This is a genomic window from Parabacteroides chinchillae (assembly GCF_900108035.1).
GTDB classification, from domain to species: Bacteria; Bacteroidota; Bacteroidia; order Bacteroidales; family Tannerellaceae; genus Parabacteroides; species Parabacteroides chinchillae.
Genome location: NZ_FNVS01000010.1, coordinates 12,651 through 29,654, shown reverse-complemented (window position 1 = coordinate 29,654; position 17,004 = coordinate 12,651). Strand labels below are relative to the sequence as shown.

The 17,004-nt window shown below is 39.9% G+C and carries 12 protein-coding genes and 2 tRNA genes; 8 read left to right on the top strand and 6 right to left on the bottom strand.

The window, feature by feature from the left end; genetic code table 11:
• Window positions 1-47: 47 nt before the first annotated feature.
• The 4 genes from C4S38_RS09230 to C4S38_RS09215 form a co-directional block, all read right to left on the bottom strand.
• Window positions 48-1,148, bottom strand: a complete 1,101-nt coding sequence (locus tag C4S38_RS09230; RefSeq protein ID WP_103983497.1) for a FecR family protein — start codon at window positions 1,146-1,148, stop codon at window positions 48-50.
• 61 nt (window positions 1,149-1,209) lie between these two features.
• Entirely contained in the window at window positions 1,210-1,863 is a 654-nt protein-coding gene (locus tag C4S38_RS09225) for an RNA polymerase sigma factor (RefSeq protein ID WP_103983496.1), read from the bottom strand.
• A gap of 199 nt (window positions 1,864-2,062) precedes the next feature.
• A tRNA-Cys gene (locus tag C4S38_RS09220) sits at window positions 2,063-2,134 on the bottom strand.
• 31 nt (window positions 2,135-2,165) lie between these two features.
• A tRNA-Cys gene (locus C4S38_RS09215) sits at window positions 2,166-2,237 on the bottom strand.
• Between the two features lie 217 nt (window positions 2,238-2,454).
• Here C4S38_RS09215 and rfbC point away from each other — a divergent pair.
• A complete protein-coding gene (gene rfbC, locus C4S38_RS09210; protein WP_103983495.1) occupies window positions 2,455-3,012 on the top strand; it encodes a dTDP-4-dehydrorhamnose 3,5-epimerase in 558 nt (185 codons plus the stop codon).
• Window positions 3,013-3,037: 25 nt separating this feature from the next.
• Complete coding sequence (rfbB, locus tag C4S38_RS09205; protein WP_103983494.1) at window positions 3,038-4,186, top strand: dTDP-glucose 4,6-dehydratase; 1,149 nt, start codon at window positions 3,038-3,040, stop codon at window positions 4,184-4,186.
• Between the two features lie 8 nt (window positions 4,187-4,194).
• Here rfbB and C4S38_RS09200 read toward each other — a convergent pair whose 3' ends face one another.
• Window positions 4,195-7,491, bottom strand: coding sequence for an AsmA-like C-terminal region-containing protein (locus C4S38_RS09200; protein ID WP_103983493.1), 3,297 nt, complete (start codon window positions 7,489-7,491; stop codon window positions 4,195-4,197).
• A gap of 84 nt (window positions 7,492-7,575) precedes the next feature.
• On the opposite strand from C4S38_RS09200, the gene C4S38_RS09195 reads away from it, so the two are divergent.
• Window positions 7,576-8,460 (top strand): LysR family transcriptional regulator, encoded by an 885-nt coding sequence (locus tag C4S38_RS09195; protein WP_103983492.1) that lies wholly within the window; start codon window positions 7,576-7,578, stop codon window positions 8,458-8,460.
• Between the two features lie 91 nt (window positions 8,461-8,551).
• Here the strand turns inward: C4S38_RS09195 and C4S38_RS09190 are convergent, their stop codons facing one another.
• Complete coding sequence (locus C4S38_RS09190) at window positions 8,552-9,121, bottom strand: sugar O-acetyltransferase (protein ID WP_234999334.1); 570 nt, start codon at window positions 9,119-9,121, stop codon at window positions 8,552-8,554.
• Window positions 9,122-9,429: 308 nt separating this feature from the next.
• Between C4S38_RS09190 and C4S38_RS09185 the strand changes: the two genes are divergently transcribed.
• The 5 genes from C4S38_RS09185 to C4S38_RS09165 all read left to right on the top strand — a co-directional run bounded on the left by C4S38_RS09185 (window position 9,430) and on the right by C4S38_RS09165 (window position 16,877).
• Window positions 9,430-10,374, top strand: a complete 945-nt coding sequence (locus C4S38_RS09185) for a YeiH family protein (protein ID WP_394340845.1) — start codon at window positions 9,430-9,432, stop codon at window positions 10,372-10,374.
• A gap of 109 nt (window positions 10,375-10,483) precedes the next feature.
• Window positions 10,484-12,829 (top strand): transglycosylase domain-containing protein, encoded by a 2,346-nt coding sequence (locus C4S38_RS09180; RefSeq protein WP_103983491.1) that lies wholly within the window; start codon window positions 10,484-10,486, stop codon window positions 12,827-12,829.
• A gap of 175 nt (window positions 12,830-13,004) precedes the next feature.
• Window positions 13,005-14,567, top strand: coding sequence for a glycerol-3-phosphate dehydrogenase/oxidase (locus C4S38_RS09175; RefSeq protein WP_103983490.1), 1,563 nt, complete (start codon window positions 13,005-13,007; stop codon window positions 14,565-14,567).
• Between the two features lie 38 nt (window positions 14,568-14,605).
• Complete coding sequence (glpK, locus tag C4S38_RS09170; RefSeq protein ID WP_103983489.1) at window positions 14,606-16,108, top strand: glycerol kinase GlpK; 1,503 nt, start codon at window positions 14,606-14,608, stop codon at window positions 16,106-16,108.
• Window positions 16,109-16,139: 31 nt separating this feature from the next.
• Window positions 16,140-16,877 carry an MIP/aquaporin family protein gene (locus C4S38_RS09165; RefSeq protein ID WP_099463155.1) on the top strand — a complete coding sequence of 246 codons (738 nt, stop codon included), beginning with the start codon at window positions 16,140-16,142 and terminating at the stop codon, window positions 16,875-16,877.
• Window positions 16,878-17,004: the final 127 nt, after the last annotated feature.

Below are 17,004 nucleotides of genomic sequence, written 5' to 3'. Positions count from 1 at the left end.
GTTTTTCTTTTTTCTTCAATAGGCATTTGTTTTTAGTAATTAATATGTTATTTCCCGATGAATAAATAAAAACCAGTTTCTTTATTCCCTTTACATTCTAATGAAAGAGATTCTTCTATGTTTTTCAGTACACCTTCTATGTCTTTTCGTAAATCGAGTTTTCCCGAAATAGGAATATCGGCTACTTCTGTAGCATAATTTATGTTGACACCATAAAAACGGGATAATTGATTTAAGACATCGCTTGTTTTGTCAGAGTCCAGAAACAGTAAATTGTCTTTCCAACTTGTATATTTAAGTACATTGACATTTTGTGTAGTCGTTTTTTCTGGTGTGATATATGCCAATTGATCCGGTTGAAGTACTATTTTTTCTTTCTGGGTGGTTTCTATTTCCACTTTACCATGTACCAGTACGACAGATCCGGCTTTATCCTCTTTGTAGGCAGATACATTAAAAGCTGTTCCCAGTACTTTTATGTCGAAATTGGATGATTTGACAATAAACGGAGATTTGGGATTGGGCGCTACCTCTAAATAGACTTCTCCTTCTATCACTATTTCCCGTTTGTTTTTGTCGAATATCCGGGGGTATATAACTCGGCTTCCTGCGTTTATATAAGCTTTGGTTCCATCGGAAAATATGATTTCCGTACGTTTTCCTTTAGGGACTATTATTTGGTTTAATTGTATTTTACTATGGTGAATATCATCATGTATTGAGTCTTTGATTTGTTCCCGGGGAATTGTTAAAGAACCATCCGTACTATAATGAAGTATGGATTTGTCTTTTAGCTTTATGTGCGTTTGAGGAGTCATCAGACAAATATCGTCTATGCGTTCGATAGTTGTCATGTTATCCAGTAGTTGGGTCGATAAAGTATGATTGTTTTTGAAGTGGTTATTGTAAATATTCAGAGAAAGAAAGATACATACGATTGCTGTGGCTGAGTATGATATCCAAAAGATTGTGCGTGTAAATGTACTTTTTTTCTGGGAAGAGGTTTTTGCATAAAGTTGTTTTTCTACCTCCTTCCAGGAGTTGTCTATTTCCTTTTTATTTATCTTTTCAGTCTGTTTAATAAGTGACAGAAACTGTTGTGATTTATGGATAAATAAATTGTTATATGTGCTCTTTTTCTTGTTCACTCGTCAATCTTTTTCATTAATACGAGGTGTTTTGAAAAAGGTACTCGTTAAAAGCGGATGGTTAACATTCTTTTGCAAATTCAGGGTTTAGCCAGTTTACAATATCTTTGATTTTAGGTGTATGGATGATGGAAATTACTTTACTTCCATGTATCTGCGCCTCTTTCCATTTCAGAAAATATAATTCGCGAAATTTAATGAGGGAGCGATATAGTAGATTTTTACTGGATTGGTAATTGATATCGAAAGCGGAAGATATATCAGCATGACTAACTTCTGCAACATAAAAGAGATAAAGTATTTCCTGTTGACGTAATGGAAGCTCCATGAAAGCGAGTTTCATAATCGCGTATTTGAGTGAAGCAGATTTATCTGTGGCTGATAGAACCGATTCGCTTTCAAATGTGAGTATTTCATCAATACAAGGGAACATTTCCTTTTGCTCACTTTGAGCTTTAAGCATGTCATAGAGATGATTTCTGAATGCTTTTAATAAGTAACCTTTAACTAATGCTGTTTTCGATAATGTACGGTGGTTTTGAATCAGACGGACAAAAAGATTCTGTATGCAATCACGTATCAAATCTTTGTCTGCAGAAAATTTACAGCCATAATTATATAAAAGAGGATAAAATCGCTTATATAATTCTTCGAAAGCTCTTTTATCTCCTTTGAGGCACAACTCCCATATTGCTTCATCGGAAGATCTTTTCATTTTGCTACAATTAATGAGGACAAAAGTATAATGTTGTTTTTTCAAATATATTTCAAAATAATTACAAATGGAATATGTGGTTTTTAATCATATATTTTGATTTGTACCTCTTTCATTTTAATAGCGGCGACAAGATAGGCAATTTTATTAAAAAAGAAAAAGGATTAGAAATTTTCTTTCTAATCCTTTTTTGAGGAAGAGGTTCCTGGCGGATTCGAACCGCCGTGAACGGTTTTGCAGACCGCTGACTAAGCCACTCATCCAAGGAACCGGATGTTTTGTTTAAATTTTAAAGTCTTGTGAGGTTCCTGGCGGATTCGAACCGCCGTACATGGTTTTGCAGACCACTGACTAAGCCACTCATCCAAGGAACCGATATATGTATGCAAAAATCCTCATTTTGCGAGTGCAAAGAAATAGAATATATTTGGAATAACCAAATGTTTTATTCTTTTTGTTGCTTTCTCGAAAATCCTTTATACGTGGTCTGGCTATCTATTTCATTGGGTAACTGTAATCTTTTCAACGTAATATTGTAGAAGTAGGAAAAATGCAGTTACTTTGCTATCTCGTTTAGATAAAAACAAAAATATGACATATATTGAAACAGAAATACCCGGTGTTTGGATTATTGAACCAAAAGTGTTTAATGATGCGCGGGGATATTTTATGGAAGCGTTCAAACAATCTGATTTTGAGTCGCATATCGGGCAGGTTAATTTTATACAGGATAATGAATCTTGTTCTACTAAAGGAGTGTTAAGAGGGTTGCATTATCAGTTGGCTCCTTATTCTCAAGCAAAGTTGGTACGCGTGATAAAAGGAAGTGTTTTGGACGTTGCTGTCGATGTACGTGCAGGTTCTCCTTCATATGGAAAATATGTAGCGGTTGAGTTGTCCGGAGAGAATAAACGTCAGTTTTTTATTCCTCAGGGATTTGCCCATGGTTTTCATGTTTTAAGTGATGAAGCCATATTTACATATAAGGTTGATAATCAGTATATGCCTTCGCATGAAAGGGGGATTCGTTTTGATGATCCGGCTATTCATGTGGATTGGAGCATTGAAGATCTTGAATGTGTTAATCTCTCTGAGAAAGATAAAAATGCACCTTGTCTGAAAGATGCCGAACTAAACTTTACATTTTAAACGATATACTAAAGGGAATACAAATATGAAAACTTATTTGGTTACCGGTGCAGCCGGTTTTATTGGAGCCAACTTTATTAAATATATGTTGGCAAAGTATCAGGATATAAAAGTGGTAATACTTGATTCGCTGACATATGCCGGTAATCTGGGTACAATTGCAACAGATATAGACAATAATCGTTGTGTGTTTGTAAAAGGTGATATTTGTGACAGGACATTAGCAGATGAACTGTTTGCCAAATATCAGTTTAATTATGTAGTTAATTTTGCTGCCGAAAGCCATGTGGACCGTAGTATAGAGAACCCTCAATTATTCCTTATCACTAATATACTTGGTACGCAAAACTTGCTGGATGCAGCCCGTCAGGCATGGGTGACGGGAAGAGACGATCAAGGTTATCCTACCTGGCGTAAAGATGTTCGTTTCCATCAGGTTTCTACAGACGAAGTATATGGGAGTTTGGGTACCGAGGGCTATTTCCACGAGACAACCCCTTTGGATCCGCGTAGCCCTTATAGTGCTTCAAAGACTAGTGCGGATCTGTTTGTAAAGGCTTATTTTGAGACGTATAAAATGCCTGTAAGCATAACGCGTTGTTCTAATAATTATGGTCCGTATCATTTCCCGGAAAAATTGATACCTCTTATCATTAAGAATATACTGGAAGGTAAAAAACTACCTGTGTATGGTGATGGAACAAATGTTCGTGATTGGTTATATGTGGAAGATCACTGTAAGGCAATTGATGCCGTTATTCATAATGGACGTGAAGGAGAAGTTTATAATGTAGGCGGACATAATGAAAAGCAAAATATTGAAATTGTGAAATTAACAATTCGTACAATCCGTCAATTGATGACCGATCAGCCGGAGTATCGCCAGATACTAAAAAAGAGAGAAATAGATGCTGATGGCCGAATCTCTGTCGAATGGATTAACGACGATCTGATAACATTTGTAAAAGACCGTTTAGGACATGACCAGCGTTATGCTATCGATCCTTCTAAAATTACCAAAGAATTAGGCTGGATTCCCGAAACATGTTTCGAAGCAGGTATCGAAAAGACAATCCGTTGGTATTTGGAAAACCAGAAATGGGTAGAAGATATTACAGGTGGTGATTATATGAAATATTATGAACAAATGTATGCCGGAAGAGAATTGAAGTAAACTCCCGGCTATTCGGCCAATTCTTCTGCTTTTGCATGTATATGTGTCGAAACGTGTTCTGCTACAAGGCTGCCCGCTAATTCCGGTGCAGCCTCTTTTATTTGTTTCCGTATAGCTTCACGTATATTATGCCGTATATTAGTTCTTGTACTATCCAGTTCTGCTTGTTTTGCTGGTTTTAAGAAGTCTTTATATTTGCATTTTACGATTTTGTATTTGAAATCATCCAGGTTTCCTTTGATATCGATACCCAGCTTGAATGGTACGGGGGATTTTAGTACTGAGATATGATAATCGAATGTCATATCCAGATTGTGTGTTCCGCCAACAGCCACTTTGTAACGGTCCATTTCTACTAAAAAAGGGAATACTTCTATTTTATCATCATGTATGGCGAGATCTACGGAAATACTATCTATCATATTACGCTTTTTGTTCTTAAACATAAGTGTTTTTGATATTTCGGTAAATGTCTCACCATCTAGTAATACCATGTTTTTTCCATGCAAATAACAGGCCGAATTCAAAGAAGGCAAAATAACAGACATTGTAGAGTCTATTTTGCAGGTAGCCGTAACTTGGCAATCCACAACGCCTTCAAACGAGCGGAGCATTGGAACTAATGTATCAATGGCAGGGTAGAGACTTATTAGTTTTTCCACCTGGATTTGTTCCAGATCAAGATCAAAGCCTGCGGTGGCACCTTGTTTGTTTTTTGCTGTATATACCATGGTCAGTGTTCCACATCCCATGTTTGAGTGCATATTTAAATTGCTCAAATTAACGCTTTGATCTCGCAAAATAACTTCTCCTTGTACATTTTCCAATGCCAGGTCTTTGAAATCGATGCGCTTTGCGTTGGTATGAAGTGTAACATCTATATTTGCCGGAAGTATGAATAACTGATCGGTTGAATCGGTTTCTGCATCGGTTACGGTCGCTTGTATATCTTGTGTGTTCATATTGGTTATAGTACCGTTGCTAAGTGCTGTTAACTCGGAAGATACAGGGTGTTGCTCGGCATATTGCATGCCATTGTTCAGAGCTTTCATTAACTGGTTGCAATCTATATAGTCTGATGTGAGATTGAAATTCCCTGTTAATTTTCTACCACGGAGCATTGCCTGGCGAATATGATTTATTTCTCCGCTTAATTTCAAATCGCTTTTTCCCAGATGCAGACGGGCATCTGTAAGAGTAGCTGTATTTGTGTCGAATTTTACACTTGTTTGTTCCATATGCATCGGAACAGGAAAAAGGTGGCTGAATGCCCGTAATTGCTTGAAGCTGACGTTTCCGCGTGCTTCCCATTTTCGTAATAGTTTATTTGTATAGTCCAGAGAATCTTGTTTTGCTTGTGAAGTGGTTTTGGTGCGTTTACGTACAACTTGTTGAGAGTTGCCAGACCGTAACCTTCTCTGCTGAGCCGCTTCACGATAAGGTAAAGCTTCAATATTGAATTGACTGCCAGTTAGAATTGCTCCGGTTCGTATAGGTGACATGAAGTATTTTAATGTATCGACATTAATTGTTGCAGCTATTGTTGGAATCCGTTTGTTTGTTGCAGATGCTTTCATACCCCCTTGCAAAGATGTGTGTCCTGCAATAACCCATACGGAGTCAGGTAAACGACTGCTTAAGTGATCGAATTTTATACCGGCAACTAAAGGTATTACAGCAGTGGTATCAATAACCGGAGTCGTGTTTGCCTGCATTTCTAATTGCCTGATCTTTGTATTTATATCGTCTTTATATGTTATATTCATTGTATCGATTGCCAAAGTGGCATTCAACAATCCTTTTTTATTCAGATATTTGCTTTCATTTTTTGTCGAACCTATAAAGAAACGGGTACCGACAATATACATATCCATGTCTAAAGGTTTGCTGAATGCTTTAAAATGGTCAATGTTTAAAATACCGGCGGCTTGTACTTTCCCATACCGGCTGTTTAATATATCGTTTACAGTAAATATTGCTTTCAGATCAGCTTCCAGTTTTCCCTCAAGTAATAAGGTGTCAGGATTTAGAAATTCTTTTGCCAAATGTGTAAAATCAACCTGCCCTTTTATTTGGGTATTGATTGCCGGGTTTTTGAACACATTGGTTACTTTTCCATTCATATTGAAAGACGTGTTCTGACCTTTTACGGTTAATTCTTCCAGAGATATGTAAGAGGAATCCGGATATTGTCCGTTCAAATGAATATCCAGATCCATTTGTATAGAGTCTATTCCCTGTTTTATTCCGCTTATGTGATAAGAGCCGTCATTTATTTTGCAACATAAATTGACTGAGGGAGTTATGCTGTCTCCAAATTCTCCATGAATATTTCCATCCAGAATAATACTTCCTTTTGCCTGCATTTTTTCCCTATTTTGGAAATAAGCATCGGGTATGAATTTAAGCAGGTCGTTCATGTCAGAGATTTTTAATCCCATATCCATATCGATACGCATACGTTTGCTATCCGGTATTGTGATAATTGATCCATCAGCGGTAAAAGGAAGAGAGTTGATTAATAATTCAGCATTTTTCAGTGTAATAGTATTGTAGTTGTTGCCGAGTTGTAATCTGCTTTTCAGTTTCAACGCAAGTTTATTTTGTAGTGTATAAGCCTGGCTGCGGAATAAAATAGAAGATGTTCCTGTTTCTATGTCCAGTGTGTTTTCTCCTTTGGTTAGTGAACCATCTATATTAAGGAAGAATCCTTTTATTTCCGTAAATACGTCTTGTTGTCGGTCATCGTATGTGAAATGTCCGTTTGATATGCGTACTTTTTGTAAATCTATAGGAGGCAAAGACTTTTTGTTGTCGTTGTCTGTAGATGTGCTATCATTTTCGTTATGATATATATCCCAGTTTGTTCTACCAGCTTTATTAACAAATCCGTAAAAACGCGGATTGTCTATGATTACTTCACCTATTGTTATTTTTCCACCAAATAAATAATCGGTCGGACGCAATGATATGGTTGCGTTGTGGAAACTTAATAATGAATCCGATGGTATATGCAGACTCTCTTTGTGCATAGTGGAGTCTTCACCTAGATGAGAAATTAGCCGTCCATTGGTGAGTCGGATGCCCAAATGAGGATAGGTCTCAAAATAAGTAAGTTCTACTTTTTCGCATTCCAGATGTGCGTCGAGGAATTCATTTGTTTTTTGTATTACCAGAGGTGTTAGTTTTTCGGGAGGGAGAACCCCCCATTTTAGTACGCCGAATCCGATGGTGGGTAATATAAAAAAGAGAGTAATTAAAACTACTGCAGATACTATAAATATTTTTTTCTTGCTCTTTGCCATAATCTTTCTTTGTTTTGCCTTACAAATGTATATAAATAAACGCATATCTTTGTATTAATAAGTTTATTTAAAACGAAACAAGTCATGGATTTTCGCCTTAAAGTTTTTCATAGCGTAGCATGTAATTTGAGTTTTACTAAAGCATCACGCGAGTTGTATATAAGTCAGCCTGCCATAAGCAAACATATCCATGAGTTGGAAGTACAATATAAGACGCCGTTATTTGAACGTGTAGGGAGCCGTATCAAATTGACGAGGGCAGGAGAGTTATTGCTGTCGCATACAAATCTTCTTTTATCAGCTTACCGTCAACTGGATTTTGAAATGAATCTGCTTACCAATAATTTTTCAGGAGAACTTCGCTTAGGTGCTAGCACTACTATCTCGCAATATGTATTGCCTCCTATATTATCTTCTTTTATAAAGAAGTTTCCTGATATTCGTGTATCTCTTCTGAACGGAAATAGCCGCAATATAGAGCAAGCTCTTTGGGAAGGTAAAATCACATTGGGGATGGTAGAGGGAAGCACACGCCAGAATACATTGCATTATAGTCCTTTTATGAAAGACGAATTGGTTGTTGTTACCCATACGGGTAGTAAATTTGCTCATTTTGATGAACTTACTCTTGAACAACTGCGTTCGTTGCCGCTTGTGTTGCGTGAAAACGGATCAGGTACTTTAGAAGTGTTGGAAACGGCCTTGACTACTCATCAAATCAAGCTTTCACAACTGAATGTATTAATGCAATTAGGAAGTACGGAAAGTATCAAATTATTTCTTGAAAATTCTGATGCATTAGGTATTTTATCTGTTCGTGCAGTTACACGCGAGTTAATGTCCGGCTCTCTTAAAGTAATAGACATAGATGGTTTTAAAGCAGAACGGATGTTTTCTTTTGTAGAACCTTTGGGACAGAATAGCGGATTGGAGGAAAGTTTTATACGTTACGTGGAACGTTATTGCTAGTTTGTCGGAAATGATCTCGATCTTTTTATAAAATGATCCCGATGATTTGGAAAAAAGATACTGATCATTTTTGTTCTTCGTGTCCGGGCCTTTATAATATTTTTTTTATAACCTCGCATGATTTTCCCACAGCGATACAATTAGCAGGGATAGATTTTGTAACAACACTCCCGGCTCCGATTGTCGTACCGTCTCCTATGCTTACACCTGGCAAAATAATGCTTCCTCCACCAATCCAAACGTTTTTTCCGATGTGGACGGGTGCGGTGAGTGATTTCCAAAAACTACTGTTTTCTCCAATTCGTTCATGCGGTGCGGTGGGATGAAAGACCGTGTAAATATGCACTCCTGGACCAATCCCGGAAAAGTCTCCGATAGTTATGGTGTTGCAGTCTAAAAATACGCAGTTCATATTTATTTCCACGTTGTTCCCTATGTGTATGTTTTCCCCGTAATCTACAAAGAAAGGAGCTGCAATCCATACGTTTCTCCCTCTAGAACCGATTAGTTCATCTAATAAAGCAGAGAGTCTTTCCGTATTGTCGGACGGAGTGTTATTATATTCTTTCTGTAACTGTTTAGCCAAATGCCATCTGTTGATTAATTCTGTATCACCACAGTCATAAGGTTCTCCAGCCAACATCTTTTCTTTTTCTGTCATATCTTATAAGTATCAAGTTTATAATTCTGTATTAACGTATATTTTTCCGAAAGTCTTTTGTGATTGCAAATTTAGGAATTCAAGTTGGTAAACAGAAATGGCTTGATTTCAATTTGTTGTAAACCTGCTAAAAAACACATCTGTCCTTTTTGCGATTTATACATCCCTTTGTTTTATAAACCGGAAAATCAGACTTAAAAATAATTGTTATAACTTCAGGTTATTTTCTATTCATTATTGTTATTTGGTAGAGTGTGCTCATTTGTAATACCTTTGTGCCACAATTGAAAGTAATAATTAATAAGAAAATGATGAATACTCTCAAGTATCTACCTGGCAAGTATAATAAGCCGTTTTTTATCCTTCTTTTTATTTTATGTTTAATGCCGTTTATATCTCCTGCAATCGCCTTGTTTATGGGATTGGCTTTTGGAATGACGGCAGGGCAGCCATTTCCGGTATTCAGTAAGAAAACATCTAAATATTTATTACAGTTTTCCGTTGTTGGCTTAGGGTTTGGAATGAATCTGCATGAGTCATTGCAAACGGGTAAAGAAGGTATGGTATTTACGATTGTATCTGTTGCATCGGTTCTGATATTGGGCATGTATCTGGGTAAACGTTTGATGATGGACAGAAAAACGGCTTACTTGGTTTCTGCCGGAACAGCTATTTGCGGAGGTAGTGCTATTGCTGCTGTTGCTCCGGTTATAAAGGCGAATGATAATGAAATGAGTATGTCGCTTGGTACTATTTTTATCTTAAATGCGATAGCATTGTTTATATTTCCTCCAATCGGCCATTTGTTGGGAATGACACAAGAGCAATTTGGTATGTGGGCTGCTATTGCAATACATGATACCAGCTCTGTTGTTGGGGCTGGTGCTGCTTATGGTGAAAAAGCCTTGGAAATAGCTACGATGGTTAAGCTAACTCGTGCTTTATGGATTATTCCGATGACAATTGTTACCATGTTTCTGTTTAAACAAAAAGGTGCAAAAATCACGATCCCTTGGTTTATCTTTTTCTTTATTCTGGCAATGATTGCCAATACTTATTTGTCGATTCCCCAGGAAGTGAGCGGAGCTTTGGTTTGGCTGGCCAAGAAAGGATTGACGGTTACATTATTCTTGATCGGTGCAGGATTATCCCGGAGAGTAATTAAGAATGTCGGTATCCGTCCGATGGTGCAAGGAGTAATACTCTGGATATTTATTGGTCTTATCAGTCTCGGCGTTATCATGTTGTTGTAATAGTTTTTTATTACCTTTGCGAACTAAATAATTGATGATAGCGGATTGATAATAATGAATTTTGTGCAAACAGTATTCTGATTATCAATTCTCAATTAATCCAAGGTTTATGGCTTCGAAAATAACAAAACGTATAATTATTTCATTCTGGGTCCTGTATCTAATTGCACTAGGTGCGGTTGCATTGGTGTTTGTTGCAATATCGAACGGTTCAATAGGTTATATGCCTCCTGTTGAGCAACTGGAGAATCCGATTGACAAATATGCTTCACAAATTATCTCTTCCGACGGAAAAACTTTAGGTAGTTATGCCCATAGCAAAGACAACCGTATATATGTGAACTATGAAGACCTTTCACCGGACTTAGTAAGAGCATTGATAGCTACCGAAGATATACGTTTTACAGAACATAGCGGTATTGATGCCCAAGGCTTGTTCCGCGCTATTGTAAAACGCGGTTTGTTGATGCAAAAAAGTGGTGGAGGCGGTAGCACCATTACACAACAATTGGCAAAGCAGTTGTTTTCTCCGAGTGCCGACAATATTATGGAACGTCTTTTTCAGAAACCGATTGAATGGGTAATTGCTGTTCAGTTGGAGAAAAATTATACGAAGGAAGAGATCATAAATATGTATCTGAATAAATTTGACTTTCTGTATAATGCAGTTGGCATCCAATCTGCGGCACGCGTTTATTTTGGAAAGACACCAAAAACGCTGAAAATAGAGGAAGCTGCCACTTTGGTAGGTATGTGCAAAAATCCGTCTTATTTTAACCCCGTACGCCACAATAAACGTACATTGGGACGTCGGAATACGGTATTAGAACAGATGGTAAAGGCCGGATATATTACGAAAGCGGAATGCGACTCTCTAAAACAATTACCCCTTACTGTTCATTTTACCCGTATGGACCATAAGGATGGTCTGGCTCCTTACTTCCGCGAATATCTTCGTCTGACATTGACTGCTAAAAAACCGGACAGGAGTGATTATGCTTCATGGCAAATGCAAAAATATGCAGAAGATTCTTTGTCATGGGCTACTAATCCGTTATATGGCTGGTGTAATAAGAATAAGAAGACTGACGGCAGTCATTATAATATTTATACCGACGGATTAAAGATCTATACAACAATCGATTCGCGTATGCAGCAATATGCGGAGGATGCTGTGCGTGAACATGTAGGACAAACATTACAACCCAGCTTCTTTAAAGAAAAAAAGGGGCGTAGTTATGCCCCGTTTTCTCGTGATGTATCTACGGGGCAGGTCGATACAATGTTGATGCGTGCAATGCATCAGACAGACCGTTACAGGGCGATGAAGAAAAGTGGTATGAACGAGACAGAGATGCGGAAAGAATTTAAAAAACCGGTTGAAATGCGTGTGTTTAGCTGGAATGGTCCTATTGATACGATTATGTCACCTTGGGATTCAATCCGTTATCACAAGAGCTTTCTTCGTTCTGCTTTTATGTCTATGGACCCGCGTACCGGTCAGGTTAAGGCTTATGTGGGCGGAATAGATTACAATGATTTCCAGTATGATATGGTAAATGGCGGACGCCGTCAGGTAGGATCAACAATTAAACCGTTCCTTTATTCATTAGCTATGATAGAAGGTTTCAGCCCTTGCGACGAAATGTTACATGTGCAACAACAACTGATGGATGAAAACGGACGTTTATGGATTCCGCGCAATGCCAGTGCTAAACGAATTGGCGAAATGGTATCTATTCAATGGGGCTTGCAAAACTCGGATAACTGGGTAACGGCTTATCTGATGAGTCAGCTTTCTCCTTATACATTTGTCCGTTTGTTGCATTCGTTCGGTTTGAAGAACTATATAGATCCGGTAATTTCGGTATGTCTGGGTACGCCGGATGTGTCGGTAGGAGAAATGGTCAGTGCTTATACGGCATTTGCTAATAAAGGAATTCGTGTGGAACCGTTGTATGTGACTCGTATAGAAGATCCGTACGGTAATACGATCGCTAATTTTGCCCCTCAAATGAGTGAGGTGCTGACTGAAGATGCTTCTTATAAGATGTTGTATATGTTGAGAAGTGTGATAGATGGAGGTACCGGTGGCCGTGTTCGTTTCCGCTACGGTATTACTGCTCCAATGGGAGGAAAGACAGGTACAACACAAAATAATTCTGATGGTTGGTTCCTTGGATTCACACCAAGTTTGGTTTCGGGCTGTTGGGTTGGGGGCGAAGATCGTTCCATTCATTTCGACCGTTTGGCAGAAGGACAAGGTGCTAGTATGGCTTTGCCTATATACGGTTTATATATGCAGAAAGTATATGCAGACAAAACATTAGGTTATACGCAGGATGACTCATTTGAAGTACCTGAACAATTTTCTAATCCGTGTAATTCGTCCGGTTCGGAGGAATCCAAACATACACCGACAGACGTAGGAGGTATTGATAAAATGTTTGAATAAAATAATTATTCGGTTGCTAGGCAGATAGATATAAAAATGGTCCTGTTTCTTTTTGAATTTTTGGTATCATTGGCATCTCTTTAATAAAACCTTTTAAAATACTCCCTGTAAATGAAACTATTTCCGGAAATTATTGTTAGATTTGGGAGGTTAATCTTAAAAACAGGGAGGACACATGAAGCGGGAATCTGTAATATCGCAATTAGCGGACAAAGAAAAAGTATTTGACTTTGTAGTTATTGGTGGTGGCGCTACCGGATTAGGTATAGCTGTGGATGCAGTTACGCGTGGATATAGTGTTGCTTTGTTTGAACAGAACGATTTTACAAAAGGGACATCCAGCCGGAGTACCAAATTGGTTCATGGCGGTGTAAGATATCTTGCCCAGGGAGATGTATCTTTAGTGCTTGAAGCCTTACGCGAAAGGGGCTTGCTTCGTAATAATGCTCCCCATTTGGTTAAAGACCAGACATTCCTTATTCCTTGTTATCATTGGTGGGAAGGACCGTTTTATACGATCGGCCTGATTCTTTATGACCTTATGGCCGGCAAACTAAGTTTGGGACGTTCCATATGTATAGGCCCGAAACGTGCTTTGCAGACTATTCCCAGATTAGTTTCTAAAGGAATGACAGCCGGAGTGATCTATCATGACGGACAGTTTGATGATTCCCGTTTGGCAATGAACCTGGTTCGTTCGGCTGTAGACGGCGGGGGGTGTGTACTTAATTATATGAAGGTGACTGATCTGTTGAAAGAAGGCAATAAAGTCTCGGGAGTTGTTGTACGCGACCTTGAATGTGATACTGTATATAATGTAAAAGCACATAGCGTAATTAATGCAACCGGTGTGTTTGCTGATGATATTTTGCAGATGAATGAACCGGGAAAACGCCGCACGGTTCGTCCCAGCCAGGGCGTACATTTGGTTCTGGATTCTTCCTTCCTGGAAAGCGACTGTGCGGTAATGATACCTAAAACTTCCGACGGCCGTGTGCTTTTTGCCGTCCCCTGGCATAACAAAGTGGTGGTAGGGACAACCGACACGTTAATGGATTGTCCGGTAGATGAACCGGTTGCTTTGGAACAAGAAGTACAATTCATTTTAGAAACAGCAGGGAAATATTTGACGAAAGCTCCGAAACGGAGCGACGTTTTATCTGTCTTTGCAGGCCTTCGCCCGTTGGCCGCACCCCGTAGTGAGGGTACCAAGACAAAAGAAATATCTCGCAGCCATAAATTGATACGTGAAAAGTCGGGCCTGATAACAATAATCGGCGGGAAATGGACTACTTACCGGAAAATGGCTCAGGATACATTAGATTTGGCAATCCGGTATATGCACGTGCCTACGCGTGACTGCAAGACGGAAACATTTGCCATTCACGGTTCCAAACCTTCACCCGATTTTACCGATCCTCTCTACGTATATGGCTCTGATGCCGAAGAAATAAAACAATTAAGCCAATCTTCCCCGGAGATGGGAGAGAAGCTGCATCCTGATTATGATTATACAGTGGGAGAAGTGGTTTGGCTTATTCGTAATGAAATGCCACGTACGCTGGAAGATGTGTTGGCGCGCCGTTTGCGCATCCTTTTTATGGATGCACGTGCTGCTATGGCAATGGCACCACAGGTAGCTTCCATTTTAGCCAGAGAACGCGGAAAAGATATAAATTGGCAGGAAAAGCAATTGGAAGCTTTCAATAAAGTGGCTTCTAATTATATACTGAATTAGTAAAAGACAAACAGAACAATCTTATAGAATATAAAGATATGAATTTCAAAAACAAATATGTACTGGCTTTAGATCAGGGGACTACAACTTCACGTGCCATACTGTTCAACCATCAGGGATCAATTATTACTTTAGCTCAGAAGGCGTTTCAGCAATATTTTCCGAAGCCCGGTTGGGTGGAACATGATCCGAATGAAATATGGTATACACAATCGTCTGTTATTAAGGAAGTAATGGCTAAAGCGGACGTGACGGATACACATATCGCTTGCATAGGTATTGCAAACCAACGCGAGACCACAATCATATGGGACAGGGAAACAGGTTTCCCCGTATATAATGCTATTGTCTGGCAAGACAGGCGTACGGCCGATTATTGTGAAGAGTTGAAATCGCAAGGCTACGCCGAACGTATTCAGCAGAAAACGGGCTTGGTTATAGATGCCTATTTCTCGGCAACTAAAATAAAGTGGGTTTTAGATAATGTGAAAGGTGTCCGCGAACGCGCCGAACGCGGGGAACTATGCTTCGGGACAGTAGATACCTGGTTGGTATGGAAGCTGACCCGTGGCGAAAAATTTATTACGGATATTACGAATGCATCCAGAACCATGTTGTTTAATATCCGTACCCAGGAATGGGACAAAGAACTATTAGACCTGTTTACTATACCGGCTTCCATGCTGCCTCGTGTGGTGGGATGCAGCGAAGTGTACTGTGAGGCTTCTTTGCCTTTATTCAAGAAGGGCATCCCTGTTTCGGGCATGGCCGGCGATCAGCAGGCTGCACTTTTCGGACAGCTTTGTGTGGAAGAAGGCATGATAAAGACGACTTACGGTACAGGTTGTTTTATGATTGTCAATACAGGAGACAAGCCCGTTTTGTCGCAGAATAACCTATTGACTACCATTGCGTGGAAATTGGGGGACAAAGTAACGTATGCCCTGGAAGGAAGCGTGTTTGTCGGCGGTGCAGTCGTACAGTGGCTGCGTGATGGAATAGGGCTGATACCAAACGCTTCTATTACGGAGCAAATGGCTAAATCGGTGTCTGATAACGGAGGTGTTTACTTTGTTCCGGCACTTACTGGATTAGGTGCTCCCTATTGGGACCAGTATGCCCGGGGCGCTATTATCGGAATAACGCGCGGAACGACGGCTGCACATCTTACCCGTGCAGCTCTTGAAGGTATCTGCTACCAGGTGTATGACGTGCTTACTGCAATGGAAAACGATATACATGCAAAACCAAAAGAGATCCGTGTCGATGGCGGAGCTATAGCAAATAACTTCCTGATGCAGTTTCAGGCCGATATATCCCGTTGTCCGGTAGTGCGTCCGCAAGTATTGGAAACAACAGCTCTCGGCGCTGCTTATCTGGCGGGATTAGCTGTGAACTATTGGAAAGATGTAGACGAACTGAAAGAACAATGGTGCCTGGACAAAGTATTCAGCGCTCAAATGAAAGAGGAAGTTGCCAGGCAACAACTGGCCGAATGGCATAAGGCCGTTGGCCGCTCGCAGCAATGGGCTGTTGACTAATCTGCAATATTAATACTTAAATTAGAATACCATGTCTCCATTTATAGCCGAATTTATCGGAACGATGCTTCTTATCCTGATGGGAGGAGGTGTTGTGGCAAATGTTGTATTGTCTAAGACGAAAGGCCACGGAGCCGGTTGGATGGCTATTACCACAGCCTGGGCTTTGGGAGTGTTTATCGGAGTTGTTGTAGCCGGCCCGTATAGTGGGGCGCATTTGAACCCGGCGGTGTCTATCGGGTTAGCCATTGGCGGTACGTTCCCGTGGTGTGATGTCTGCTCTTATATTATTGCACAGATGCTGGGAGCTGCAGCTGGTGCTCTGCTAGTCTGGTTAGTCTATAAAGATCATTTTGATGCAACGGAAGACCAGGATGCCAAATTGGGAGTATTCTGTACGAATGCCGAGATCAACCATCCGGCTATTAATTTCTTCACCGAAGCTGTGGGCACATTCGCCCTGATGTTTGTTGTCTTCTATATTACGGATGGCCAGTTGACTTACGATAGCAATAGCACGCTTCCCATCGGGCTGGGTTCTGTCGGTGCCATACCTGTAGCATTTACCGTATGGGTGATAGGTCTTTCTTTAGGAGGGCCTACAGGCTATGCCATCAATCCGGCACGAGACTTGGCGCCACGTATCATGCATGCAATTCTTCCTGTCAAGGGCAAAGGCAGCAGCCATTGGGGCTATGCCTGGATTCCGGTGTTGGCTCCTATCGCGGGGGCTGCCGTTGCGGCTATGCTATACTATGTCTTGAAATAATGCCTGTTTTACCTTTCCGTACGAACATATGGGAGGCTCTAGCCTTCTCCTGTTTGATATGTCTCCCTACCTAGGGGGTAAAGTCCTCCCTATCTAGGGAGAAGTTTTCTCCTTACCTAGGGAGAAA

Coding starts and splice junctions, on each gene's coding strand:
- C4S38_RS09225 (WP_103983496.1), bottom strand. CDS start 1,863: ATGAAAAGATCTTCCGATGAAGCAATATGGGAGTTGTGCCTCAAAGGA.
- rfbC (WP_103983495.1), top strand. CDS start 2,455: ATGACATATATTGAAACAGAAATACCCGGTGTTTGGATTATTGAACCA.
- rfbB (WP_103983494.1), top strand. CDS start 3,038: ATGAAAACTTATTTGGTTACCGGTGCAGCCGGTTTTATTGGAGCCAAC.
- C4S38_RS09200 (WP_103983493.1), bottom strand. CDS start 7,491: ATGGCAAAGAGCAAGAAAAAAATATTTATAGTATCTGCAGTAGTTTTA.
- C4S38_RS09195 (WP_103983492.1), top strand. CDS start 7,576: ATGGATTTTCGCCTTAAAGTTTTTCATAGCGTAGCATGTAATTTGAGT.
- C4S38_RS09190 (WP_234999334.1), bottom strand. CDS start 9,121: ATGACAGAAAAAGAAAAGATGTTGGCTGGAGAACCTTATGACTGTGGT.
- C4S38_RS09185 (WP_394340845.1), top strand. CDS start 9,430: ATGATGAATACTCTCAAGTATCTACCTGGCAAGTATAATAAGCCGTTT.
- C4S38_RS09180 (WP_103983491.1), top strand. CDS start 10,484: ATGGCTTCGAAAATAACAAAACGTATAATTATTTCATTCTGGGTCCTG.
- C4S38_RS09175 (WP_103983490.1), top strand. CDS start 13,005: ATGAAGCGGGAATCTGTAATATCGCAATTAGCGGACAAAGAAAAAGTA.
- glpK (WP_103983489.1), top strand. CDS start 14,606: ATGAATTTCAAAAACAAATATGTACTGGCTTTAGATCAGGGGACTACA.
- C4S38_RS09165 (WP_099463155.1), top strand. CDS start 16,140: ATGTCTCCATTTATAGCCGAATTTATCGGAACGATGCTTCTTATCCTG.